This window comes from Nostoc sp. (assembly GCF_036916655.1).
Lineage (GTDB): Bacteria > Cyanobacteriota > Cyanobacteriia > Cyanobacteriales > Nostocaceae > Nostoc.
Map to the genome: position 1 here is coordinate 43,307 of NZ_JBALFY010000077.1, position 25,494 is coordinate 68,800.

16 protein-coding genes and 1 pseudogene are annotated in these 25,494 nt (G+C 40.8%); 9 read left to right on the forward strand and 8 right to left on the reverse strand.

Features of this window, described 5'->3' with window-relative positions; all coding sequences use genetic code 11:
* The first annotated feature begins 293 nt into the window (after positions 1 to 293).
* Together V7L31_RS21770 and V7L31_RS21775 are read left to right on the forward strand one after the other, a co-directional pair.
* Positions 294 to 1,487, forward strand: a complete 1,194-nt coding sequence (locus V7L31_RS21770) for an iron-containing alcohol dehydrogenase family protein (RefSeq protein WP_334698186.1) — start codon at positions 294 to 296, stop codon at positions 1,485 to 1,487.
* Positions 1,484 to 2,695: an aspartate aminotransferase gene (locus V7L31_RS21775; protein WP_334698187.1), complete on the forward strand. Its 1,212-nt coding sequence runs from the start codon at positions 1,484 to 1,486 to the stop codon at positions 2,693 to 2,695. Before V7L31_RS21770 ends, V7L31_RS21775 begins: the two co-directional genes overlap by 4 nt.
* 74 nt (positions 2,696 to 2,769) lie before the next feature.
* On the opposite strand, the gene V7L31_RS21780 is transcribed toward V7L31_RS21775, so the two are convergent.
* Both V7L31_RS21780 and V7L31_RS21785 read right to left on the reverse strand, forming a co-directional pair.
* Positions 2,770 to 3,702: a hypothetical protein gene (locus V7L31_RS21780; RefSeq protein WP_334698188.1), complete on the reverse strand. Its 933-nt coding sequence runs from the start codon at positions 3,700 to 3,702 to the stop codon at positions 2,770 to 2,772.
* A gap of 61 nt (positions 3,703 to 3,763) precedes the next feature.
* Positions 3,764 to 5,281, reverse strand: a complete 1,518-nt coding sequence (locus tag V7L31_RS21785) for a galactose oxidase-like domain-containing protein (protein ID WP_334698189.1) — start codon at positions 5,279 to 5,281, stop codon at positions 3,764 to 3,766.
* 864 nt (positions 5,282 to 6,145) lie between these two features.
* On the opposite strand from V7L31_RS21785, the gene V7L31_RS21790 reads away from it, so the two are divergent.
* Together V7L31_RS21790 and V7L31_RS21795 are read left to right on the forward strand one after the other, a co-directional pair.
* The gene (locus tag V7L31_RS21790; RefSeq protein WP_094350326.1) at positions 6,146 to 6,538 is read left to right on the forward strand and encodes a carboxymuconolactone decarboxylase family protein; all 393 of its coding nucleotides are present in this window, start codon (positions 6,146 to 6,148) and stop codon (positions 6,536 to 6,538) included.
* Positions 6,539 to 6,681: 143 nt separating this feature from the next.
* Entirely contained in the window at positions 6,682 to 7,497 is an 816-nt protein-coding gene (locus V7L31_RS21795; protein ID WP_334698190.1) for an alpha/beta fold hydrolase, read from the forward strand.
* Positions 7,498 to 7,561: 64 nt separating this feature from the next.
* Here V7L31_RS21795 and V7L31_RS21800 read toward each other — a convergent pair whose 3' ends face one another.
* Positions 7,562 to 9,127, reverse strand: coding sequence for a hydantoinase B/oxoprolinase family protein (locus tag V7L31_RS21800; RefSeq protein ID WP_334698191.1), 1,566 nt, complete (start codon positions 9,125 to 9,127; stop codon positions 7,562 to 7,564).
* A gap of 172 nt (positions 9,128 to 9,299) precedes the next feature.
* Here V7L31_RS21800 and V7L31_RS21805 point away from each other — a divergent pair, with 172 nt between their 5' ends.
* A complete protein-coding gene (locus V7L31_RS21805; RefSeq protein WP_334698192.1) occupies positions 9,300 to 9,761 on the forward strand; it encodes a hypothetical protein in 462 nt (153 codons plus the stop codon).
* A gap of 17 nt (positions 9,762 to 9,778) precedes the next feature.
* Here V7L31_RS21805 and V7L31_RS21810 read toward each other — a convergent pair whose 3' ends face one another.
* Positions 9,779 to 10,015, reverse strand: a complete 237-nt coding sequence (locus tag V7L31_RS21810) for a hypothetical protein (RefSeq protein WP_334698193.1) — start codon at positions 10,013 to 10,015, stop codon at positions 9,779 to 9,781.
* Between the two features lie 168 nt (positions 10,016 to 10,183).
* Positions 10,184 to 12,277, reverse strand: a complete 2,094-nt coding sequence (locus V7L31_RS21815) for a hydantoinase/oxoprolinase family protein (RefSeq protein WP_334698194.1) — start codon at positions 12,275 to 12,277, stop codon at positions 10,184 to 10,186.
* Between the two features lie 373 nt (positions 12,278 to 12,650).
* Here V7L31_RS21815 and bchH point away from each other — a divergent pair, with 373 nt between their 5' ends.
* Complete coding sequence (gene bchH, locus V7L31_RS21820; protein ID WP_334698195.1) at positions 12,651 to 16,379, forward strand: magnesium chelatase subunit H; 3,729 nt, start codon at positions 12,651 to 12,653, stop codon at positions 16,377 to 16,379.
* A gap of 363 nt (positions 16,380 to 16,742) precedes the next feature.
* On the opposite strand, the gene V7L31_RS21825 is transcribed toward bchH, so the two are convergent.
* Positions 16,743 to 18,254 (reverse strand): hypothetical protein, encoded by a 1,512-nt coding sequence (locus V7L31_RS21825; protein WP_334698196.1) that lies wholly within the window; start codon positions 18,252 to 18,254, stop codon positions 16,743 to 16,745.
* A 367-nt stretch (positions 18,255 to 18,621) separates the two neighbouring features.
* Here V7L31_RS21825 and V7L31_RS21830 point away from each other — a divergent pair.
* Positions 18,622 to 18,828 (forward strand): annotated as a pseudogene (locus tag V7L31_RS21830) (transposase family protein); the annotation flags it as partial.
* A 58-nt stretch (positions 18,829 to 18,886) separates the two neighbouring features.
* On the opposite strand, the gene V7L31_RS21835 reads toward V7L31_RS21830, so the two are convergent.
* Positions 18,887 to 19,273 carry a response regulator gene (locus V7L31_RS21835; RefSeq protein ID WP_334698197.1) on the reverse strand — a complete coding sequence of 129 codons (387 nt, stop codon included), beginning with the start codon at positions 19,271 to 19,273 and terminating at the stop codon, positions 18,887 to 18,889.
* Positions 19,245 to 22,292, reverse strand: coding sequence for a response regulator (locus V7L31_RS21840; protein WP_334698198.1), 3,048 nt, complete (start codon positions 22,290 to 22,292; stop codon positions 19,245 to 19,247). The genes V7L31_RS21835 and V7L31_RS21840 overlap by 29 nt, the downstream gene beginning before the upstream one ends.
* 389 nt (positions 22,293 to 22,681) lie before the next feature.
* On the opposite strand from V7L31_RS21840, the gene V7L31_RS21845 reads away from it, so the two are divergent.
* Both V7L31_RS21845 and V7L31_RS21850 read left to right on the forward strand, forming a co-directional pair.
* A complete protein-coding gene (locus tag V7L31_RS21845; protein WP_334698199.1) occupies positions 22,682 to 23,086 on the forward strand; it encodes an NIL domain-containing protein in 405 nt (134 codons plus the stop codon).
* 666 nt (positions 23,087 to 23,752) lie between these two features.
* Positions 23,753 to 24,724: a CHAD domain-containing protein gene (locus tag V7L31_RS21850; protein ID WP_334698200.1), complete on the forward strand. Its 972-nt coding sequence runs from the start codon at positions 23,753 to 23,755 to the stop codon at positions 24,722 to 24,724.
* Positions 24,725 to 25,494: the final 770 nt, after the last annotated feature.

Below are 25,494 nucleotides of genomic sequence, written 5' to 3' on the forward strand. Positions count from 1 at the left end.
TCAATTACTTTTCTTGAGAATCTGACAATGGTAATGTTAATTAGTTATACGGTTATTCAAAACTTTGATAGTTCGGAATTTCAGGTTAATGGACATTTATAGATTCAAGCAACGTCGTCAAACTACTCAATCAGTCGTTGGCAATGGGCTTTGTCTATTTCATTACTTGGCTCAAATGTAGATGAGTCAGTGTAAGGTTGGAGCCATCCGAAAGCCAGCTTGGCAACAAGTATCCCTGATTACCAGTCTATTTGATTAAGAAATATCAAGGTTTTGGCAAACTAGAAGATTATATGTCCAATAAAATTTCTACTCAACCTTCTTTGTCTACTCAAACCTCTAGTTCATTATTGACGCTGACAGTTTCCCCAGCAAAAGTAATCCGTGGTTCTGGAGTGTTGCAAGCAGCCGCAGCAGAGATTGCCTGTTTGGGAAGTCGTCCTTTAATTGTGGCAGGTAAGTCTACTCTCGCTATCAGCCAAGAAAATTTACAACCTGTTTTAGAAGCGCAACAATTACATACTGTTCAAGCTTCTTATGGCGCAGATTGCTGCGAAGCTAGTCTGAAATCTTTACAGAAAACGGCGAAAGAACATAAAGCGGATGTAATTATTGGTGTTGGTGGCGGCAAAGCCTTAGATACAGCGAAATTAGTCGCGCAGCAGTTAAAGTTGCCAGTGGTGACAATTCCGACTTCCGGGGCTACTTGTGCAGCTTGGAGTGCCTTGTCGAATGTTTATTCGGAAGACGGGGCATTTCTGTATGATGTCGGGTTATCTCGTTGTCCCGATTTACTGATTCTCGATTATGACTTAATTAAAACTGCACCCCAACATACTTTAATAGCTGGAATTGGTGATGCGATCGCGAAGTGGTATGAAGCCTCAGTAAGCAGTGGACATTTGCAAGACACTTTAATTATTGCCGCAGTGCAACAAGCGCGAGTTTTGCGAGATATCCTCTTACAAAAGTCAGCCGCCGCCTTAAAAGAACCAGGTAGTGAAGTTTGGCGAGAAGTTGTAGATGCAACTGTTTTACTCGCCGGGGTAGTTGGAGGACTTGGAGGGGCGCAGTGTCGTACAGTTGCCGCCCATGCCGTGCATAATGGTTTAACTCATATTTCAGGGCATGGTAGTATTCATGGCGAAAAGGTTGCTTTTGGGATTTTAGTGCAATTGCGTTTAGAAGAAATGCTCCAAGGCAATCAATTAGCCGCATCAGCACGACAACAGTTGTTAAAGTTTTACACAGAAATTGGATTACCCCAAAAATTAAGTGATTTGGGATTGGGCAATATTACATTAGGCGAGTTGCAAACAGCCGCCGAAATTGCGCTAATTCCTAATTCTGACATCCATCGACTACCGTTTAAAGTCGCGTTGGAACAGCTGATGGCAGCAATGGTTTCTACCACTGCACCTATAGATAGTAGAGATACGACAAATCGAGTTTCGCCCAAGGGAATGAGTGACGAGGTTGAAGAATGAGTTTAAATTGGATTGTCCCAGCAGAACGCATACAAAAACTACCACCTTATGTATTTGCCCGTTTAGATGAACTCAAAGCTAAAGCACGGGAACAAGGGTTAGATTTAATTGATTTGGGTATGGGAAACCCCGATGGTGCAACACCAGCACCAGTTGTAGAAGCAGCGATCGCTGCCTTGAAAGATCCCGCCAATCATGGTTATCCGCCCTTTGAAGGCACTGCCAGTTTCCGCCGTGCCATCACCAACTGGTATCATCGCCGTTATGGTGTGGTTCTCGATCCCGATAGCGAAGCTTTGCCACTGCTGGGTTCTAAAGAAGGATTAACTCATTTAGCACTCGCTTACGTTAACCCTGGTGATTTAGTTCTAGTTCCTTCCCCCGCTTATCCCGCACATTTCCGAGGCCCGGCGATCGCAGGTGGGAAAATCCACAGTTTGATTCTCAAACCAGAGAATGACTGGTTAATTGATTTAGCTGCCATTCCTGACGAGGTTGCAAGACAAGCGAAGATACTCTATTTCAACTATCCCAGCAATCCCACTGCTGCCACTGCACCCCGCGAATTTTTTGAAGAAATCGTCGCCTTTGCCCGTAAATACGAAATTTTGCTGGTGCATGATTTGTGTTATGCCGAGTTAGCTTTTGATGGTTATCAACCCACCAGCTTGTTAGAAATTCCTGGTGCGAAAGATATTGGTGTGGAATTTCACACCTTATCTAAAACCTATAATATGGCTGGTTGGCGCGTCGGGTTTGTAGTGGGCAATCGCCATGTCATTCAAGGTTTGCGGACACTAAAAACTAACTTGGATTACGGTATTTTTGCCGCCTTACAAACAGCAGCCGAAACAGCTTTACAACTGCCAGATGTGTATTTACACGAGGTACAACAACGCTACCGCACCCGCCGCGATTTCCTGATTCATGGGTTAGGGGAGTTGGGTTGGGATATCCCCAAAACCAAGGCAACAATGTATCTTTGGGTAAAATGTCCCGTGGGCGTGGGTTCCACAGATTTTGCCCTGGATGTGTTGCAGCAAACAGGTGTTGTTTTGACTCCAGGTAATGCCTTTGGGGTTGCAGGTGAGGGTTATGTCAGGATCAGTTTGATTGCCGACTGCGATCGCTTGGGTGAAGTTTTACATCGCTTCAAGCAAGCAGGCATCCGCTATCAACCGGAAGCTGTAGGCTCGATTTCACAATAGAGATCGTAATAGAAAGCCCTCGTTTTGCTTTGAGGGCTTGGCATTTCTTTGCTGGCTATCGGCTCAATTCCTTTTTAACCACGAGCAAGCGCAATCTGGGTAACATCAAAGTTTTCTAGCCGAGTCATGTTTCCACTCTTTTTATCGATGCTATACACAGCATTAGGTGTCTCATACCTCATAGCTCCAAAGGCGAGGAGTTGCCCTGTTCCAGAGCAAACTAAGTTTTGTAAGCCATTATTCCATACCTGACCATTAACTTTCAATTGTGCCAGTACAATCGGCCTTTTTTGATTTGAGTCTAGCTGCACCAGACTTGTTTCACCATGCAATCCAAGTAAAGACGTATAGAATTTCCCATCTGGGCACTCAGCTAGATTGCTAACCCGCTCATCGTTCGGGATTGTAATCTGACTAAGAGGACTTATCGCTCCTGTTTGAAGGTCAATATTTACCAATGTGATCGGTGGTGTACCGTTCTTGTGACCTATTAAACCGATGAGTCGCCCATCATTAGTGCCTAGCAAGCTTCCAAGCTGTTGATTCTCATTAAGTCCTGAGACTCTCAAAGTTTTTACAGACGCACCATCCAAAATTGTCAGGCGAGTAGGTGTCGCTTTTCTCCTACTAGTCGTAACAGGAGTAATGGCTACAACAAGTGTGCCATCCCTTAAAGAAGTAAAGCCACTCAATATTTCATTAGGCTCTAATAAAGGCGTACTGTTATCCGCAATTACTTGAGCTTTTCCTGTAATTAAGGATCGCAAAACAAGTCCTACAGGCTTAATATCTGTAGTTACACTGTTTTGGTGAGTGCTATATGATTCAGTGGTGTTGACCTCTGGAATAGCCGTTGGATCAGTGGTGATAGAGGTAGAACCTATACCGACAATATTTAAACTCGGTGTTTGCGCCAAGGCTTTGTTAGTTAGATAACTAAACCCAGAGACTACAGTTCCAGCAAGTACCAACTGGCCAAATTGGCGACGTGAGAGCTTGTAACCCATATTTATCTTCCTAGAGTTAATGACTTTTATTAGGTAGCAGTGTGAATATAAACAGGTAAGGCTAAGATAGTTGCGTCCAGGTTGCTACTGATGGTGTGCCATTGTTATCACTAATAAAAAGCATGTACCAGCCTGGTGGTGCGATGTTTCGATTGTTTGTTAGTGTGACATTGAGAGAAGTGGCATTCCTAAAATTAATGGGTACATCCACTAATCTTTGTTCTGTATCGCAGGAATGAGTGGTTGCCATTGGTTTAATCAGACTAACCCATTGAATATTCGCAGCTTGGGGTGTCTGAATTGTAAATTGCTGCCCGTAGCTCAATGCTTGAGGGGCACTCTGAATAATTGGTCGCGATCGCGACATATAAGCAGGACTGTAGATTTCTAATCGCAGTTCATCGACAGTCCGTTGAGGGTTCCCTCCAGCTGTGACTACCCTACCATCTGGTAGGAGCAAGGCTATCGAGTGATATACACGGGGGACATTTTGTTTAGCTACTACTGTCCAGCTATTTGTGACTGGATTGTAGATTTCTGCTGGCAGCATTGATTGTGTTGTATTCTCATTCATTTGGCTACCATTGCAAACAAACACTGTGCGATCGGGTAATAAAACTGCGCTTAGATGCATCCGAGCATAGTGTAAATTTCTTGATGGGTAGTAAGTTGGGTTAGGCCTATTTAGCAAGGCAATATTCACCCTGTTTATTGCCGCATTAGGACTAGTATTACCCTCAGTACTAGAAGTAGTATTACCCCCACCTATAATCATTACTGCTTGGTTTTGTGCAGGTGGTAAAAGCACACTGGCAGCTTGATTACCACAATCTGGGAATTGCAACCCTGGCACCACTTGTTCTGTAATGGATTGTGTAAATGTCCCTGGCAGGGTTAATATTCTTGGTGCCACTGAAGTGCCACCCATTTGAGCACCAGAATAAAAGACGTTCCCATTACTTAGTAGAAATAGCTGTGCGTATTGCGGTAAGGCACTAGTTCTTGGAAAAGCGTTCCAACCATTTGCAAATGTCGAAGAATAAATTTCTGGTTGTTGGTTGAGGTTGCCATCTATACCAAGCCCAGACACGGCTAATATCCGACCACTGCCTAGTGTTAACAGAGTAGGATACCAGCGGCCATTATTCATTGATGGCATGTTGATCCATTTTTCGGCAATGGGATCAAACATCAGAGCATTGGGTAAACCATAGAATGGATCGTACCGCAGAGTTCCACCCGCAACCATTAACATCCCATTGGGGGTGAAGGAGTGACCAGCGCAAAAAAGGTCAATAGGTTGATTATTACTATTCAATGGAGGCCCTTGATAGATAAAGGTTCCCGCATTTACATCCCATAACACACTGTTGTATGGAGTATTTAAATGACTAGGATCGTTACCTGAGCCACAGAAAAATAATATTTTACCAGTATGAAATAAGGCGGCATGTATGGGTAGGATTGGGGCTTTATACGACAATACTTGCCATGTGTTTCCTGCGGTGCCAGCCTGAGCTATGAGAGTCCCTGAATCTGTTTCCTCTAGAAGGGTAGTCTTATTATTAGATTGAGTCATTTTATTTACAATAATTCCTACGTAAGTTTTGTTTTTGTTCTTTCAGTAATTTATTCATAAATTTATATCTACTTCTTCTTTAGGCTCATTGAGTGTTAAGATATGATGTTTTTTATAAAAAGCTAAAGTAAAATCCGTTGTGTCAATAGTAATTAAGCTTTGAATATAGTGCTTTCCGAGCTACTAAGAGGTTGTTTGAAAAGTCTAATTTATTACTTGCCTCGGCGATTGAAAATCGCGGCTACACAGGCAAAATCTGCCTCAGAAGGTTATAAAACCCTTGATTTTGTATTAGTCCACTTCCGTGGACTAAATTTTGTGTAATAGCGAATTCTATTCGCCCAATACTTTTCAAACATCTACTTAGGAAACGGTATAGTTTATGCTATCAAATATCAAGTTGAACTACAGACATAGGAGTAAAAATGACGTAGGGACAATACCCTACGGGAAGTCGGTTTGCGTCTATATGAATCCTCCCTACCAAGGATTTCGAGCAATGCAGAATTAATTTTCACTCCGATGTCTTATGCTTATTTGGCAGGTTCATTTGAACCCGTTATTTATCTTGATGATTAGGAAATAAATCAGAATTTTGAAGTTAATAATTTGCGATCTTTCTTGATACTCAAAGTTCACCGTTCAGTGGATACTAATAAAGTGTGATAACTATCTACTGCTGCCCCAATACGGTTCGGTTAAGGCAAGAGACGCGATAAATCGCCGTCTCTACAAAGGACTGATTATTGTAAAGACGGCGATTTATCGCGTCTTTGCGATTAGCGGCGTGTCATCAAAAAAACCTTATCCGAACCTTATTGACTGCTGCCCCCTCCTTCATAATTGTCTAGAGTGAATCAAAACATGACTAAGCTGATCGAATACGAAGAAGCCAGCGACGAAGTACGTGCAGTGTATGACGACATCCGCGTTACACGTCAGAATGACTATATTAATAACTTCTGGAAAGCCATAGCTAACCATCCGCCCACACTGCAACGAACTTGGCAAGCCTTAAAGGAAGTGATGGTTAGCCCTGGTGAAATCGATCCACTGATGCGCGAACTGATTTATATTGCCGTGAGTGCAACCAATGGCTGTGAGTATTGCATCGCCTCGCACACAGCGGCAGCACGTGCCAAGGGTATGAATGATACTATGTTCGGGGAACTAATGGCGATCGCAGCCACAGCCAATATGACCAATCGTCTCGCCAATGGCTATCAAATTCCGGTGGATGAAAAATTCAAGACGTAGGAGTTTAGCCTTGTCTATTGGTGTCAACTTAAGCTAAAACCCCTTTCAAATCTCGTTCACAGTCTCCGACTGGAAACGAGGAAATCTAAAATCCCCGTCTGAAATGTCTTTAAATTTTTAATTTTTAATTTTTAATTGTTACTATGCCCAAGGTTCAGATTAACGGGATTGATTTGTTCTACGACATTAAGGGAACGGGTGAGCCTTTGCTATTAATAGCTGGCTTTCTTTGCGATCATGCTTATTGGTCGCTGATTATGCCATCGCTGGTTTCGCAGTATCAAGTCATTCGCTTGGATAACCGAGGTATGGGGAGAAGTTCTGCTCCCGAAAACCCCTATAGTCTGAAGCAGATGGCTGCTGACGTTGCAGCCTTACTCGATCGCATCGGAATTAATCAAGTGCATCTAGCAGGGCATTCAATGGGTAGTCAGATAGCCCAAGAGCTAGTATTAGCACACCCTGAAAAGGTAAAAAGTCTGATGCTACTTTCATCTTTAGCAAAAGGTGATGCATTATTCAACAGTATCATCGAGACTTGGGGCGAACTTCCTAGTAATGTAGACCTAAAACTTTACGAAAAAGTCATATTGCCCTGGATATTTACAGATGCCTTCTACTCAATTTCTGACATGATTGAAGGTCTGATTGAATTTGCCATCAGATATCCTTTCCCACCTGCAACTCATTCACTCTATCATCACAGCCAAGCCATCCTTAGTAGTGACACAACAGACCGTCTCCAAGAAATTCATTGTCCTACTTTAGTTTTGGTTGGTAAACAAGATATTCTCACCCCGCTAAAGTTTTCCCAGCAACTTGCTCAAGGTATTCCCAATGCTGAACTTGTAGTCATCGAACGTGGTGGTCATGGCTTCTTGATTGAGTCGCCGGATGCTGTGGTTTCAGCTATGCTCGATTTTCTGGGGAAGTTGAAGCCAGCCTATAGCAATTTTTGATTTTAGATTTTGGATTTTAGATTACTTCCTAAAACCCTATTTCGAGAATCTCAAATAATACTAACTAAGAGACTTTACCAAAACCACCACCGCCAGGAGTTTCTATTACAAAAACATCCCCAGTTTTCATCTCTACCGTTGCTGTGCTGTCTAAATTTTCTGCAATTCCGTTCTGACGTTGTATCCAGTTGCATCCTACTTTTCCTGCTTCGCCGCCATTTAATCCAAAGGGAGGAACAAGCCGATGACCAGAGAGAATATTAGCTGTCATCGGTTCAAGAAATCGAATGCGGCGGACGACTCCATTACCACCCGAATATTGCCCTTTGCCACCGCTATCGGGACGAAGACTAAAGCTTTCTAAAAGTACAGGATAACGGGTTTCTAAAACTTCTGGATCGGTCAAACGAGAGTTAGTCATGTGAGAATGAACACCATCAGTGCCATCAAAATCAATCCCCGCACCCGAACCGCCGCAGATAGTTTCATAATATTGATATTGCTCATTACCAAAAGTAAAATTATTCATCGTTCCTTGAGAAGCAGCCATAACACCTAAAGCACCATATAAAGCATCTACAATAGTTTGAGAGGTTTCGACATTACCTGCGACGACTGCGGCTGGATAGATTGGGTTGAGCATACAGCCAACCGGGATAATAATTTCTAGAGGATTAAGACACCCGGCATTGAGAGGAATATTATCATCAACTAAAGTACGGAAGACATATAAGACTGCTGCTTGAGTTACAGCTTTAGGAGCATTGAAATTACTATTTAGTTGTAGAGAAGTTCCTGTAAAATCAATGGTAGCACTGCGGTTTTCTGGGTGAATCGTTACTTTAACTTGAATTTGTGCCCCATCATCCATTTTATAAGTAAATGAGCCATCCTTGAGAACTGCGATCGCACGTCTCACAGACTCCTCAGCATTAGCTTGCACAAATGTCATATAAGCTTGAACAGTATCAATTCCGTATTGTACAACCATTTTAGAAAGTTCTTGAACTCCCCGTTCATTTGCGGCAATTTGGGCTTTGAAATCGGCTAGATTTTGGTCAGGTTTACGAGCAGGATAAGTATGATTTGATAGGTGCTGTCTGACTACGGTTTCTCGAAAATTTCCCTCTTCAACCAAGAGGAAATTATCAAAAAGAATTCCTTCTTCTTCTACTGTGGTGCTGTGGGGAGGCATTGAACCGGGAGTAATTCCACCAATATCTGCTTGATGTCCGCGAGAAGCAACGAAAAATAGGGGAGTGGACAATAGAGTATTTTCAATACTTTCCAAAAATACAGGGGTAATTGCAGTGACATCAGGAAGGTGTGTACCGCCGTTATAAGGGTTATTAGATAGATAGACATTTCCTGGTTTTAGGGTGTCGCCTTTATCGTTAATTAAACTGCGGACACTTTCACTCATTGAGCCTAAATGTACGGGAATATGTGGGGCATTTGCTACTAGTAATCCTGATGAGTCAAAAATAGCGCAGGAGAAATCCAGCCTTTCTTTGATATTCACTGATGTGGCTGTGTTTTGCAACACAATTCCCATTTGTTCGGCAATAAATTGATAGAGATTTTTGAATATTTCTAAGCGGATGGGATCGGGTTGAGATTTGATGTGCATTATTGACTCCTTATTTATATTATAAAAAAATTAAATTTGTAACAAAAATACGAAATTACATATTTTTGGATTTTCTAGTCAAATATATTTTTACAGATTTAAGTGAGCTATATATCTAAATTTGGGAACAATATACAAGAAGGAATTACTCTCAATCGAGAATATAGCTATTATGGATTTCAAGAATTTAAACTGGACTAAAAGTGTAACACCTCAAGATGAGTTATGGGCCTACTCGGAGTTTCCAATTCACTATCTCTTTAAGCTAAACTGGAAAGACAATAAAATTAATGCCAATAAACCCCAAAAGAATGATTTAATTCTGTTGAGACAAAGAGGCTACGTTACCCACTTGGTAAAAGTTTTAGACTACAAGTCAGAAGATGATGATTGGCAAGGAGATTTTAACATTTATCGAATTGTTGAAATTATTTGGGTGATTTCATGGGAAAATCCACCTATTTTTGCTAAAGCAGATGAACTGTTTGGTTACAAAGAAGTTCTACATTATCAGGGTGGTGATGTAATGGAGTTGAATACTCTCCCCAGCTTTAATAAACATTGGGATAGTAACGGTGGTCTTGATAATTTTCAAAATCGTGTTCGTACTGCGCTTTTTGAAAATACTGTATAACATTTGTTACGTCTAACTTACCATCTATATCCATTTGCTTTCCCCCATTCAATCCAAGCTTCAGCCATTTGCTGAAGTCTACCACGCTGTTCGGCTTTGACTGGGTTTGCTCCTGTAATTGCACTTAAGGCCCAAAACCAATGGTCTGGTTCGCGCTCAAGTTCGCGCATAATTAAAGGAACAACAGGTTGTCCCATCCCGATTATTTTTTGATAAGCGGGATGCATTGATATTTTTGAAGCAATAGAGAGCATTCCTGTCTCACGCCGCCATTGTTATGCTAATTGTGAGAATGTAGTTTCTATTTCTGCGGTTTTAATAACCGGATAAACGTAAGGTGACATTTAACTTCTATTTAGGTTTACTACAAGTGACTTGATATTGATTATCCTGTAATTTACAGACTAACACTGATGAATTAATTAATATTTATGGTCTAAAATTAGGTGATTTTGTACAGTTAATCTCGCTTGCCAGTTAGGCTCAACTACAATTGTACTAATTTTTTCCACAACGATCGCAGGGCCATTAATAATATCTTCTGGTTGTAAATCTTCCCGTCGATAAACAGGAGTATCATACCATCTATCAGCAGTAAACATCCTTACTATCTCAACAGATACGGGGTCTTCATCTAAAGGGCGAGTACAAATTATTAAAGGTTCTTCAGGAGTATCCATTTCCTGAATTACTTCCACTGAAGCGGATTCAATAATTAAGTTTTTATCTAATTGAATAAAACCATAACGAGATTGATGTTCAATCTCAAATTCTTGTCGCATCCTTACCACATCATCGGCAAAACTAACTGTCAAGGTAGAGTTAGTCCCCTCATATTTTAAATTAGCTTTTCGGATTACTTCTACTTGACTTAGTGTCTCATCTATTTCACTTCTGGCTTGAGTTTCTAAATATGCCATTAACTGCTGTAACTGAGGAATTAATCCTTGATTTAAAGGTTGTTCAACTCCTCCTTCTCTAATTGCACGCACATCAGCTAATCCCATTCCATAAGCAGAGAGAACGCCAGCATACGGATGTAGAAATATCTTTTTCATTCCCAAAGTGTTGGCAATTAAACAAGCAACTTGCCCACCAGCACCACCAAAACAACAAAGCACATATTGGGTAACATCATAACCGCGTTGCAGACTAATTTTTTTAATTGCATTCGCCATATTTTCCACTGCGATCGCAATAAATCCAGCGGCGACTTGTTCGGGGGTACAATGATTTAATGTGGCGGCTTGAATGTCTTGGGCTAATTGGGTAAATTGCTGAATCACAGCATCTTTATCTAAAGGTAAATTGCCATCAATACCAAAAACCGAGGGAAAATATTGTGGGTGAATTTTACCTAACATCACATTGGCATCAGTAACCGCTAATGGCCCGCCACGTCGATAACAAGCAGGCCCAGGATTTGAACCAGCAGATTTAGGGCCAACACGATAACTAGAACCATCAAAAAAGAGAACTGAACCACCTCCAGCAGCAATGGTATTAATTGCTAATACAGGAACTCGCATCCGCGCCCCAGCTATTTCTGAATCTAGTTGTCGTTCATACTCTCCTTGAAAGTGGGCAACATCTGTACTTGTTCCTCCCATATCAAAGGTAATAACTAACTCAAAGCCTGCCCTTTTACTAGTTTGAACTGCGCCAACAATACCGCCAGCCGGGCCACTTAAAATACTATCTTTCCCTTGAAATTGTTCGGCTGTAACTAAACCGCCGTCAGATTTCATAAACATCAATTTGACTCCAGGTAACTGACTTGCTACTTGGTTGACGTAACGACGCAGAATAGGAGTTAAATAAGCATCGACTACTGTTGTATCTCCCCGGCTAACCAACTTCATTAAGGGACTAACTTGATGGGATACAGATATTTGAGTAAAGCCAATTTTTAAAGCAAGTTGGGCTATTTGTTTTTCGTGTTCTGGATAGCGATCGCTGTGCATAAAAACAATAGCACAACTCCGAATTCCTGTATGGTAAACTGCTTGTAAGTCACTTTTGACTTGTTCAATATTTATCGGGATTAATTCATTACCGTTAGCATCATATCTTTCATCTATTTCAATTACCTGCTCATAAAGCATTGTTGGTAAAACGATATGACGGGCAAAGATGTTAGGACGGTTTTGGTAGCCAATTCTCAGCGCATCTTTAAAGCCTTTGGTGATGAGAATAACGACACAATCGCCTTTTCTTTCTAATAGCGCATTTGTAGCTACTGTTGTCCCCATCTTGACAACTTCTACCGCTTCAGTTGGAATAGGTTCATTATTAGCAATGCCGATAATATCCCGAATACCTTGAATGGCTGCATCTTGATATTGTTCGGGATTTTCCGAAAGTAGTTTATAGACTATAATCCATTGCTGATTAGGCAGAGTCACAATTAAAAAACGCTCAGGAAATTTTAATAGTCTATCTATAATTACTTGATTATTAGTAACAGCAACAATATCTGTGAATGTGCCACCACGGTCAGCAAAAACCTTTAACATGACTCTATTTCCTCGACACTATTGCATCCGATTTTATAAGGAGAATTCAGAATTCAGGAGTCAGAATTCAGTATGAATTATGTACGACTGAGTAATGAATATTGGTTTAAAACTGTACTTCGTCCCGCTACGCTAACGCCCATTGTGGGCGAAACTAGTATTGAACTTTAAACAACAATGTTATTACTCTATTCCTTCCCTACGAGACGCTGCGCGTAGCTTGCTTCCAAGGGTACATGGGTAGAGTATTCAGAATTCAGAATTCTGAATACTTTTTATTTTTGAACTTACAGCAGTTTGCAGGTAACTGATGCACAAAATATAGAGATTGCATCTAAAATTTAAGTAAAGAAATATTTCGTAGCTTACAGGCATGAAACGCATCGTCTTGATTGCTGGGTTTGAATCGTTCAACGCGGACTTGTATAGAAAAGCAGCTTTTTTGGCTAACTCTCGCTGTCCACAGTTGGATATTCGAGTATTTAGCGATCGCGATCTTACCAGTCAACGTGCCGAAGTAGAAGCAGCACTGTATGACGCTGATGTGTTTTTCGGTAGCCTACTATTTGATTATGACCAGGTTGTGTGGTTGCGCGATCGCATTTCCCAAATTCCCATCCGCTTAGTTTTCGAGTCAGCCTTAGAATTGATGAGTTTAACCAAGTTGGGTGACTTTGCCATTGGCGACAAACCCAAAGGAATGCCCAAACCAGTTAAATTCATCCTCGACAAATTTAGCAACGGACGAGAAGAAGACAAACTCGCTGGTTACATCAGCTTCTTAAAGATTGGCCCCAAACTACTAAAATACGTGCCAGTGCAAAAAGTCCAAGACTTACGCAACTGGTTAATTATCTATGGTTACTGGAATGCTGGCGGTTCAGAAAACGTCGCTTCATTATTCTGGACACTAGCAGAAAAATATTTAAATTTAAAAGTCGGCGACATTCCCCCGCTAATTGAAACCCCCAACATCGGATTACTCCACCCCGATTATCAAGGGTTTTTTGAATCGCCAAAAGCATATCTAGAATGGTATCTTGTGGGGCAGTCGTCTCGCCTGCCATTGTCAAAGGGCGGGCAAGATGCCCACCCCACAAAACCCGTAGTTGGAATTTTACTCTACCGAAAACACGTCATCACCAAACAACCCTACATTCCCCAACTAATTCGCAGTTTTGAAAAAGCTGGTTTAACTCCTTTACCCATCTTCATCAACGGCGTAGAAGGACACGTAGCGGTACGAGATTTGATGACAACCGACTATGAAATTCAGCAACGACAACTAGGTAATATAGAAACTCCCTCACTATCAAGTGAAGCAGTAAAAGTAGATGCGATCGTCTCTACAATTGGCTTTCCTCTCGTGGGTGGCCCAGCTGGTTCAATGGAAGCTGGCCGCCAAATAGAAGTCGCAAAACGCATCCTCACCGCCAAAAATGTACCTTATATTGTTGCTGCACCATTATTAATTCAAGATATTTCCTCGTGGACGCGCCAAGGTATCGGTGGCTTGCAAAGTGTGGTGTTGTACGCCTTACCAGAATTAGATGGCGCTATTGATACCGTTCCTCTTGGTGGATTAGTGGGCGAAAATATTTATCTGGTTCCCGAACGGGTGCAACGATTAATTGGTAGGGTAAAAACTTGGGTGTCTTTGCGACAAAAACCTGCATCGGAACGCAAAATAGCAATTATTTTATATGGGTTTCCGCCTGGTTATGGTGCTGTGGGGACAGCTGCATTATTAAATGTGCCACGTAGTTTGCTGAAGTTTCTCCACGCACTCAAAGAACAAGGTTATACCGTGGGAGATTTACCGGAAGATGGCGAAGAATTGATTCGCTGGGTGAAAGAAGCAGATGAAGCTAATCCTCTTGTGGGGTGGGCATCCTGCCCGCCCCCAGATAATGGTGCTTATGTTGCCCACCCCACAAATAGCGTAAATGTTCATACCTTAGAAAAATGGTTGGGATATCTGCAAACCTCCCGCATCGAAAAACAATGGAAATCTCTCACGGGAACTGGAATTAAAACATTCGGCGATGAATTCCAAATTGGCGGCGTGCAATTAGGCAATGTCTGGATAGGTGTACAACCACCTTTGGGGATACAAGGCGACCCGATGCGCTTAATGTTTGAACGAGATTTAACGCCTCATCCGCAATATGCTGCTTATTATAAATGGTTGCAAAATGAGTTTCAAGCTGATGCTTTAGTTCACTTTGGAATGCATGGGACGGTGGAATGGTTGCCTGGTTCGCCGTTGGGTAATACGGGTTATTCTTGGTCGGATATTCTGTTAGGAAATTTGCCTAATCTATATATATATGCGGCGAATAATCCGTCTGAATCGATGTTGGCAAAACGTCGCGGTTATGGTGTGTTGATTTCTCATAATGTACCACCTTATGGACGTGCAGGTTTGTATAAGGAATTGGTGGCGTTGCGTGATTTGATTTCGGAGTATCGTGAAGATCCGCAAAAGAATTATGTCTTAAAGGAAGGAATTTGTAAAAAAATTGTAGATTCTGGTTTAGATGCAGATTGTCCGTTTGAAGATGCTAAACGGTTAGGTATTGCGTTTAATCCTGAAAATGTGCGGATGTTTAGCAGTCATGCTTTTGATGATTATTTGGTGGAGTTGTATGAATATTTGCAAGTTTTAGAAAATCGGTTGTTTTCTTCTGGGTTGCATACTTTAGGGGAAGCACCAAATGAAGAGGAATTGGCTTCTTATTTGGAGGCATATTTTGGGGAGGAGGAAATAATAAACGAAGAAAGAGAAGAAGAGGAAAGGCTAATAAGGGATTTGTTGATGCAATCTACGGATGAGTTAACGAATTTGTTAAGGGGGTTGAATGGGGAATATATTCCGCCTGCGCCTGGTGGTGATTTGTTAAGGGATGGGGCTGGGGTTTTGCCTACGGGGAGGAATATTCATGCTTTAGATCCTTATCGGATGCCTTCGCCTGCGGCATACCAACGGGGAAGAGAAATTGCTCAAAAAATTATCGCCCAGCATTTGGATGAATATGGTAAATATCCTGAAACTGTGGCGGTAATGTTATGGGGATTGGATGCGATTAAGACTAAGGGTGAATCTCTGGGAATTTTGTTGGAGTTGGTGGGGGCTGAACCTGTTAAGGAAGGAACTGGTAGGGTTGTTCGTTATGAGTTGAAGCCGTTGGCTGAGGTTGGACATCCCCGCATTGATGTGTTGGGTAATTTATCTGGGATTTTCCGGGATAGTTTTGTCAATATTATCGAATTGTTGGATGATTTATTTCAACGGGCGGCTGATGCTGATGAATCAGAAGATCGGAATTTTGTTAGGAAACACGCTTTGGCTTTGAAAGCCCAAGGTGTGGAAAATGCATCGGCGAGATTGTTTTCTAATCCGGCGGGTGATTTTGGTTCTTTGGTAAATGATAGGGTGGTTGATGGTAACTGGGAATCTGGTGAGGAGTTGGGGAATACTTGGCAAAGTCGCAATGTATTTAGCTATGGGAGAGAGGATAAAGGTCAAGCTAGACCGGAAATTTTAAATACGTTGTTAAAAACTAGCGATCGCATTGTTCAAGAAATTGATTCGGTAGAATATGGTTTAACGGATATTCAAGAATATTACGCCAACACGGGCGGTTTGAAAAGGGCAGCAGAAAAACAAAGCGGTAAGAAGGTTACAACCAGTTTTGTAGAAAGTTTCTCGAAGGATACTACACCGCGCAATTTAGATGATTTGCTGCGAATGGAATACCGCACTAAGTTGGTAAATCCCAAATGGGCGCAAGCAATGGCAAATCAAGGTTCTGGTGGCGCTTTTGAAATTTCCCAACGGATGACGGCGTTGATTGGTTGGGGTGGTACTGCCGATTTTACTGATGATTGGGTTTATGACCAAGCGGCTGATACTTATGCCTTAGATGCAGAGATGGCAGATAAATTACGTAAAGCAAATCCTGAAGCTTTTCGCAATATTTTAGGCAGAATGTTAGAAGCGCATGGGCGGGGTTTCTGGGAAGCTGATAGTGATAAGTTAGATAAATTGCGGCAATTGTATGAGTTGACAGATGAAGAGTTGGAGGGAGTGACAGTTTAGTGAGTTGGGTACATTAGTGTGCGTCAGCATTTGATGTCTCGTAATATTCAAGAGCAAATTATATGGAAAATTCTTTCACTGCTGTATTTGAAAAGATAGATGATTGGTATATCGGCTACATCCAAGAGTTACCCGGTGCTAATGTCCAAGAGAGACTCTAGAAGAAGCTAGAGAAAGTCTACGGGAAGCAATAGAGTTGATTCTAATATCAAATTGGGAACTCGCAGAGCAACAACTTTCCGGTAAAGATGTCGTCCGTAAACAGATTACTATCAAATTATAGTGAAAAGACGTGAATTGATTCGCCATTTGGAAAATTATGAGTTAAAAATTACGCATAGCGGTATTATGGTTCCAGTTTTCTCAGTTCAAAATATACCAAACACCATCATTACTTTTGGATAAAAGATTATATCTTTTCTCAATCAATTCTATAATCTTGGGAAACTCTTGTTTAATAAGAGGCTGATAGTTATCACTAAGAAATATATAAGGAGGCTTGGATAAATCTAACTCCTGTAGAAGTTGTGGCCATTGTTCAGGTAGAAAAAACTCAAGTGACCATGCATTTAGGGATGTTGCTTGAGTACGACCAGATAAGTAATAAATAGACGGGTCGCCAGCAACAAAAATTTTACCAGGTAAATTTCCTGGTTGAGAAAGAAAATCAACTTCTGAACGCAGCGATGTATAGTCTTCTCGAAATACAGTCTGATATTTAAATCGTGTATCTTCAGTTAAAGCAAAATTATTCTTCACTAAAGCAACAGTCTTGACTTTAAAATTTAATAATAAAGGTAATAAAAACAAAAATGACACCAGAATCTTAATTATTGGTGAACTTAATTGTTTTAAAGGTTGCCATAATATATCTAACCCTTTCGTTGCTAAAATACCTGTAGGTACAAATAATAGTAAATAATGGTAGCTCCAGAGTGACCTAGTTTGTAAAACAATAACAATCAGCCCCAAAACAAACCAAACAACCAGTAGCAAAGTCAATAAATTTCTATCTTTACGCAAGGATACATTGACTGCAACAGTAGCTATTAAAACTAAAGTGACAAAGTTCTTTAAGAACCATGCTGTTCCAAAAAGTAACTTAGATATATTAAATTTACCATTAGCAACCACTTGACCCGGATATACAAAAAATGTCTTATATACAATTGATAAACTATTAACCTCGGCAAAGTAGCTGAAAACAATCAGAAGGGGTAAGATAACTCCTATAGAAATTGGTAAGAAAATTTCAATGAATATTTTTTGAAAGTTCTGATGTTTTATCAATATAGAATGCAACAATATAGTTAGCCAAAAGCAAAGCAAAATTGGCAAAAATATTAATTTAAATATCAGGACAATTCCACCCATAAAACCAGATATTAAAAGTTTAATAAATCTTTGTTCTCTTTCATGATTAAAAGATTCATAAGTTAGCCAAAGACATAAAAATAAAGGAAACCCAACTAGTCCTTCTACTTGGGTAAATTGCCGATGATATGAAGAAATATAGTAAACACCAACCGTTAATAAAGGTACTAAGCTTGCTATTATCTGATGTCGAAAATAAGTTTTTAAAGTTAGTTGTAATATGATAGAGAAAAGCATCATATAGATAAGTTCAAAGATATGGATGCCAATCTCATTAAACCCAAATAAAGTTCCTGCTAAAAAATAAAAGTAATAAATTCCCGGTTGCTTTAAATCCCAAAAATCTCGATAGAGTACCTTTCCTTGTTGCATCTCTAAAGCACCTGTTGTAAATAGTGCTTGATCTCCTGAAAATGGAAAAGGTAAATTCATCAAACCAATTATGGCAACAGAAATTAAAACCAGAAAGTCAATTTTACTTAATTTAGGAAGATTAATCATAAAAATTTACTCTTATTGAATAAATATAATATTGTCAAGTTTCATAAATAACAGAAGAATTGGAAATTAAGCTTTTTTGACTTGTATGTACACAGGAGCATCCCAAATGTGCAAGTATATAATATCAAACTCAGGTTACAAATTGTCATTGCGTACTCCTTCGGAGAACCCGCAGGGTACGCTACGCGAACACTACGCTATCGCATATACCCAACTCTTGGAGAGGCTGCGCCAGCAGGGCAAACGCATATATAGTACATAAATACTAAAGAACGCTCAAGGCAGCGAGCGCTTGTGGTATGAAGGATAAGCAATGGGGCATTGATGATAAAGTCATTGTAAAAGTAACAATATTGACCCAGTTTGCGTGAAACTCAAGCCCAAAATTACAATTGCTCACCACTTTGCACAGATGTCAGATCTACGAATAGATCGCACGAAGCGACACAAGTTAATTGATATTTTGACTATTGCCATTTGTGCGGTGATATGTGGGGCGGACAGTTGGGTGGCGATTGAACTGTATGGCTGTACGAAGTATGAGTGGTTAAAAACATTTTTGGAGCTACCAAATAGTTATGCACCCCAACAAATAATTGTGGTTTAAATAGATAATAAAAGGGCTGTTTAGCTTACTTTTGTAGACTCCAACCCAGAGCTAGGGCGATTTCAACTGCTAACTCTAGAGGATTGAATGGTTTTGCGATCGCACTGACAATTCCCATTTGGGCATAGCGACGGCGATCGGAAGCCTGGATTTTGGCAGTTAAGAAAATTACCGGAATCCCTTTGGTTAATGGATTGGCTTGTAACTTTTCAAAGGTCGTGATGCCATCCATCTCTGGCATCATCACATCTAGTAAAATGGCATCTGGTTGATCAGTCTGTGCTTTAATTATGCCCTCTTGACCAGAACTCGCTGTTTTTACTTTCCAGCCTGCGACTGTTTCCAAGCAAATCTTGGTAACTTCTTGGATATACTGCTCGTTATCAACCACTAGAATTTGCTTGGTTGTCATCACTGCTATCCTTTTGTTGATTCAGGGTAATTCGCTGAAGTAACTCCATTGCCCGTTGTTCAAATTCCTCGGTGGTAACAGGCCCTTTGGTCAAAAGTTCTGGATCTTGATTTAGTTGGCTATTTATGTTTTGCTCATAACGACTATGAATGTTAGAAGAGTCTTCTAAATCAGTATTTGGGAAAGCCTCAAACAACGGCAGAGTGACGTAAAAAGTGCTACCTTCGCCCAATACACTTTCAGCCCAGATGCGTCCACCATGCTGTTGCATAATGCTCTTACAAATTGCCAAACCTAAACCAGTCCCATCATGGTTGCGTGAATCTGAGGAGTCAACTTGTTGAAAGCGTTCAAAGATACTCTCAAGTTTGTCTGTTGGGATACCGCGTCCAGTATCTTTGACTGTCAACAAAACTTCATCCCCTTGTTGTTGTGCCCCCAAGCAAACCATAGATCCCGCAGACGAAAATTTAATGGCGTTACTCAGTAGATTAGTCAAGGTTTGGACAATGCGATCGCTATCTGCCCATACTTGGCCGGATAGTGCGGAAATCGATACTTTCACTCCCGCTTTGTCAGCTAGAGGCTGCATAACATTTACTGCTTGAACGATCAGATCAACGACATTGCAGATTTCTGGTTCCATCTTCGTCTTACCCGACTCGATCCGCTCAATATCTAGGATGTCTTTGATTAAACGTACTAGGCGTTCGCTGCTATCAGTAGCAATTTGCAGCAGGCGTTTTCCCTGCTCTGAGTCTGTCGGTAGCAAACCACTAGCTAGCATTCCGAGAGAGCCGTGAATCGAGGTTAAAGGTGTGCGGAGTTCGTGACTAACAACAGAGACAAATTCATCTTTCATGCGTTCGATTTGCTTGCGCTCTGTGATATCTCGTAAAATAACCGTATAAAATATTTCCTCACTCATATCTATTTTGGAGATGGAAGCCTCTGCTGGAAATTCAGTACCATCCTTACGACGACCATAGATTTCTCGCCGTTCTCCCATCCGACGGGCAATATTGGGAGATTGGCCAAAGTCAACGACGTGTTGACGATGCACTTGAAAAAAGCGCTGCGGTAAGAGCAAATCAAGACCCTTACCAATCACTTCCTGAGCAGAGTAGCCGAAAATTTTCTCTGCTCCTTGATTAAACAAGGTGATGTTTTGGAATCCGTTGATGGAAATAATTGCATCATCAGCAATATCTAAAATCCGTGCAAATCGGGCTTGAGAGAACCGTAACTCGCCTCGTGTCCGTTGACGTTCATCGAGTTGTGACTGTAACTGTTGATTGACTCTAATTAACTCAGCGGTGCGTTCTGCGACTCTCAATTCCAGTTCGTTGATGGCTCGTAAATTGAGGGATGAGGGAGACAAGGGAGACAAAGAAGAACTTACTACCCTATCTCCCCCTGCTTCCCCTGCTCCCCCTGCTCCCCTGCCTCCCTGCCCCCCTGCCCCTCTGCCCCCCTGCGTCGCGCGCTGACGCAATTTCATCCGTTCTAAGCGATTAACGATCCGGGTTACTAGTTCTGGCCCGACAATGGGCTTGCTTACAAAATCATCAGCACCAACGCTAAACACCTGATTTACCATTTCGGCATCGCTATGCACGGTGAGGAATAAGATAGGTAACTCACTCCAGCGCGGCTCGTTGCGTATTAATTGGCAAAGTTCTATACCATTTGTATGAGGTAATTCCACATCCAAAATCAGCATATCTGGCGTAACAACTTCCAATATTTCCCAGAAATGAAGTGGATCTTCAAGAGCGATCGCTTTCAGTCCCCAAGGACTAAGTAAGGTTTGTAACAATGCCTGAATTTGCGGATCGTCATCCACAACTAATATTTTAGTTTCTGGATATAAGTCATTTTGCAGTGGTTGCGTGACTGTTTCTAATACCTGTGGGATTGACGATGTAGATATTGCCCCTGCGTCTTTTGCGTCAATTTCCCGACGCAATAACCTTACCCAACTTTCGAGGTTGCTAATCTCAGATTGACTCAAAATTTTACCAGAACTCAGCAACAGTTCGATATTACGTGCCAATTTTGAGCCAATAGGTAAACCAAAAGTACCTAAAGATCCCGCCAAGGTATGGGCTTCTTTGGCCGCAAGAGAAAGTAATTCGGAACTTAAAGTATTTTGATTTAAAGTTGCGATCGCATCCTCTAGCACCCTCACTTGCTCATCCACTCGCCCTTGAAATCGTTGCCAAATTTCCGCAACTGCCATTAATGTTTGCTGCTGTGATTTTAGATTTGAAACCAAAGATTTTTCACAATTTAATTCCCCTCTGCTCCTCTGCTCCTCTGCCCCCCTGCTCTTCTCTTCCCCTGCCAGTGATTTCAGCCGATAGCCGATACCATAAACTGTTTCAACCAAATCACTGGGCGCTCCTACAGCTTTGAGTTTGTGCCGTAACCCTTTAATATGGGTGCGAACAGCTTCTTCTTGGGGAGTATCTTCATAACACCAAAGATGTTCTAAAATCATGCCGCAGCTAAACACCCGGCGAGTATTTCGTAAGAATAGTTCTAATAGAGCATACTCTTTTGGAGTCAGTGGTAGTAGATTTCCAGCATAAATTACTTCACAGCTACTAGGGTCTAGCTGCAACTTACCATACTCCAGCACAGGCTGAGAAGTTACGCCTTTGCGACGCAACAGCGCCCTGATCCGAGCAATTAACTCTTCTTCCTCAAAGGGTTTAACTACATAGTCATCTGCGCCTGCATCTAGCCCGATCGCTTTTTCATGACTACTATCGCGCCCTGTCAATAATAATATTGGCATTTGCAGATCACTAGACCGAATTTGACGACAAAGACTAATGCCATCTAGCTTCGGCAGTACTACATCCAGAAGGATTAAATCATAATCGTAAGTTTGAATAAAATCCCAAGCAGCATCACCATCAGTAGCAATTTCAACCGCATAGTTTTGATTAATCAAAACGGCTGTGAGTGTATGGGCATTTAACTCATCATCTTCTACAACTAATATTTTCATGTTAAAAGCTTTCCAAATTAAAATGGATACAACAGATAACAAGCAATAAACTTAAATTACAACATCAATTAAAGTAATCATAAAACAGGAGTCAGAATTCAGAATTCAGAATTCAGAAAACTCTACCCATAAAGGGATGGAGTTTTCAGGCGAGAATATTTTTATTTTTTTCGCCCACCAGGGGCGAAAGCGCGTAGCCTCATATCTTGCACCTAGCCCTGGCGATTTCCAGTCGCCTGGTGCAAGATATCAGTAGCTCGAAAATACTCGCTACCGCTCCGCTATCACCCACTTGTACAGAATTCATACTGAATTCTGACTCCTGAATTCTGAATTCTTCTTATAAAACTCTCAATACGCTACAACAGAAAAAACCTGCTGCTAAACCTGTGAAAAAACGAGTCACGCTTACCTTCCCGAAACGCGCTGTACAAATGCCAGTCACTTATGTACTGGCTAAAGAGTTCAACGTCGCCGCCAATATTATCCGCGCCCAAGTTGCTCCAAATCAAATTGGCAAACTAGTAGTAGAGCTATCGGGAGATATCGATCAATTAGATGCGGCTATTGAGTGGATGCGATCGCGCCATGTTAACGTGTCTTCTACACTAGGCGAAATTGCGATTGACGAGGATGTATGTGTCCACTGTGGCTTGTGTACTGGGGTTTGTCCTACTGAAGCCCTCACCCTCCATCCAGAGACGTACAAATTGACATTCACGCGATCGCGCTGTATCGTTTGCGAACAGTGTATCCCTAGCTGTCCCGTACAAGCAATTTCTACTAATATCTAAGATTACCGCATACAGCAGGAAAGATTACTCATCCAAATTTATTATCAATCTAAAATTGATCAACTCTGCTACTCGAAATTGTTGATCATCTGTAAATCTATCAGTATCAATCAAAGATAGACGCTTAATACTTGAGGTTTAATCTAACCCCAAGTATAAATAATTCTGATATGTTATCGACATTTTCGATAACTCTTCTCTGTGTTCTTTAAAATTATCTACAAAAGTCAAGAAAACTTGATTGATACAATGCAAATCGGGAATTTGAAATTATCTTGATAGTTACAAAAATGCAAATCATGCTATTATAATCTACCTACCTCTTTAATAATCTTCCAATACCTATATTTCAGGCCAAATCGCCAGGATTAACTATGATATTGCGATTGATAGATAATGTGTATTTATCAAAAGCTATGAAACTATAGATAGTAATCCAATTTAATTTCTGAATCACTCGTAGAGGTAAGGGATAGGGGATTGGGGACTGGGAAGAAGGAATAAAGGTGTACTGAGTTTTGTTCAAAAATCAAATATGAGTCCTATATCAATAGTCATAAATATACTTAGCAATCCTGATTGCATAAAAAAATATCAAAAACAGATGCAAATTTTTAACTAATGTTATTATGCAATAACCTCATGAGGTAGTCATTCAGATCAATTATGAAATTAGCTACACAACCCACGGTAAAAACTCTAGGGGACTACGCCTACCAAGCGATTCAAAAACACTTTAAGAAAACCTTTAAGTGGGAAAAATCAGTGAAGAAAGATGAAGATCCAGAAGCGCTGCATCAAATGCGAGTGGGAATGCGCCGCTTACGGACAGCCGTAACTCGGTTTGGACTAGCGGTGGATGTATCCAAACCAATCAGCGATAAAAATATTGGTAAAATAGCCCGTCGTCTTGGTAATCTGCGAGATTTGGATGTACTTAAAGAAAGTTTGGAAAACAATTACAAACCAAACTTACCCCGCAAAGAGCAAGAATCTTTGCAAACAGCTTTCACAGCTTTAGCTAAACAACGTGAAGACGTACTATCGAGTGTACAGAAAACATTAAAAGATGAATCTTACAAGTCTCTAAAAGATGCCTTAGATAAATGGTTAGAGAAACCCAGTTATCAACCTTTGGGATCTGTCACGATTCAGCAAGTACTACCAGACTTACTTTTACCAGAAGTGAGTAACTTCTTATTGCATCCGGGGTGGCTAGTTGGCACTGAATTTGTCAACTCAGAAGTTAAAATCCAGAAAAATTGGGAACCAGAAAAGATAGAACAACAATTGACGACAGAAGGCGAAAATCTTCATAGTTTGCGAAAAGAAGCGAAACGTGTACGCTACCAAATGGAGTTATTTAGTGACTTATATGGTGAGTCTTACGCAGCTTATATTGAAGAAGTGAAAAATATCCAAGAAATTTTGGGTACGATGCAAGATAGTGCAGTTTTAACTGACTGGCTTACAGATGTTTTCAAGTCAGAAATTCAGAGTCAGTTGCCCACCCTTGCTACTTTGTTAACTGAAAATCGTTACCAGTCGTGGCAGCAGTGGCAACCTTTGCAAGAACGGTATCTGAAAACTGAAACCAGACATAGTTTTCATTTAACAATACTGCATCCGCTTTCATGAAATTGTTTGAAAAGTGGCTGGTTATGATTTTAGGCACTTGTTGATAAATTCGCCTAATCCACACCACTCCTCCACTTAGGGACTGAAAAATAAAAAAATATCCAATTAACTCTTGTGGGGTGGGCATCTTGCCCGCCATATAAACTGGGCGCTCATGTTGCCCACCCCACAATATTGGATAATTTATTTCTTGGAATTCCCTTAGAGAAATCCAAGAAGCGAGACATGGGGTGTAGCTTGCTTCTCTGTGGTGGTATGCAGGCTCCCTATCCAACCCTATTAAGAGCTTCCGCAACCCCTTAAAGAAAATTAGCGATAAATAAAGACGGGTTGCAGCCCGTCTAAATAGCTTGAAAGTGCAAATACACCTTGTATAGCATTGAAAATAACACAGTTAATTTTCTCAGAGTTGCCAATTTGCCAAATCATCAAAAAGATATAGCAGTTTGCAAGTAACTGAGGTAAAAAATTTAGTAATAAAGATAATTATTCAAGAGCAATACAGTTCAGATCAACCTAAAACACTTGTAGAGACGGCGATTTATCGCGTCTCGAAAACCAAAAATTGTTGCCAGTAGCCACCCAAGCGTATTGTATTAAAGAGTTTATATCTCATGCCGCAATACCCGTAGCTTTGTACTTCATATAAAAGAAACTTTATCAAAGAGAAAGATTGACTTTTAGCCCTTGCACTCAAACTAAAAGCAGATAATATTAGACATTTTAAGGTAATTCTCAGCGCAAATTAATTTAATTACCACTAAATGCAT

What these genes read in the sequence shown, in the direction of transcription:
- V7L31_RS21780 (WP_334698188.1), bottom strand. Translation starts at nt 3,702, where the DNA reads ATGGGTTACAAGCTCTCACGTCGCCAATTTGGCCAGTTGGTACTTGCT.
- V7L31_RS21825 (WP_334698196.1), bottom strand. Translation starts at nt 18,254, where the DNA reads ATGATTAATCTTCCTAAATTAAGTAAAATTGACTTTCTGGTTTTAATT.
- V7L31_RS21810 (WP_334698193.1), bottom strand. Translation starts at nt 10,015, where the DNA reads ATGCTCTCTATTGCTTCAAAAATATCAATGCATCCCGCTTATCAAAAA.
- V7L31_RS21850 (WP_334698200.1), top strand. Translation starts at nt 23,753, where the DNA reads ATGAAATTAGCTACACAACCCACGGTAAAAACTCTAGGGGACTACGCC.
- V7L31_RS21815 (WP_334698194.1), bottom strand. Translation starts at nt 12,277, where the DNA reads ATGTTAAAGGTTTTTGCTGACCGTGGTGGCACATTCACAGATATTGTT.
- V7L31_RS21805 (WP_334698192.1), top strand. Translation starts at nt 9,300, where the DNA reads ATGGATTTCAAGAATTTAAACTGGACTAAAAGTGTAACACCTCAAGAT.
- V7L31_RS21800 (WP_334698191.1), bottom strand. Translation starts at nt 9,127, where the DNA reads ATGCACATCAAATCTCAACCCGATCCCATCCGCTTAGAAATATTCAAA.
- V7L31_RS21785 (WP_334698189.1), bottom strand. Translation starts at nt 5,281, where the DNA reads ATGACTCAATCTAATAATAAGACTACCCTTCTAGAGGAAACAGATTCA.
- V7L31_RS21835 (WP_334698197.1), bottom strand. Translation starts at nt 19,273, where the DNA reads ATGACAACCAAGCAAATTCTAGTGGTTGATAACGAGCAGTATATCCAA.
- bchH (WP_334698195.1), top strand. Translation starts at nt 12,651, where the DNA reads ATGAAACGCATCGTCTTGATTGCTGGGTTTGAATCGTTCAACGCGGAC.
- V7L31_RS21775 (WP_334698187.1), top strand. Translation starts at nt 1,484, where the DNA reads ATGAGTTTAAATTGGATTGTCCCAGCAGAACGCATACAAAAACTACCA.
- V7L31_RS21795 (WP_334698190.1), top strand. Translation starts at nt 6,682, where the DNA reads ATGCCCAAGGTTCAGATTAACGGGATTGATTTGTTCTACGACATTAAG.
- V7L31_RS21790 (WP_094350326.1), top strand. Translation starts at nt 6,146, where the DNA reads ATGACTAAGCTGATCGAATACGAAGAAGCCAGCGACGAAGTACGTGCA.
- V7L31_RS21770 (WP_334698186.1), top strand. Translation starts at nt 294, where the DNA reads ATGTCCAATAAAATTTCTACTCAACCTTCTTTGTCTACTCAAACCTCT.
- V7L31_RS21840 (WP_334698198.1), bottom strand. Translation starts at nt 22,292, where the DNA reads ATGAAAATATTAGTTGTAGAAGATGATGAGTTAAATGCCCATACACTC.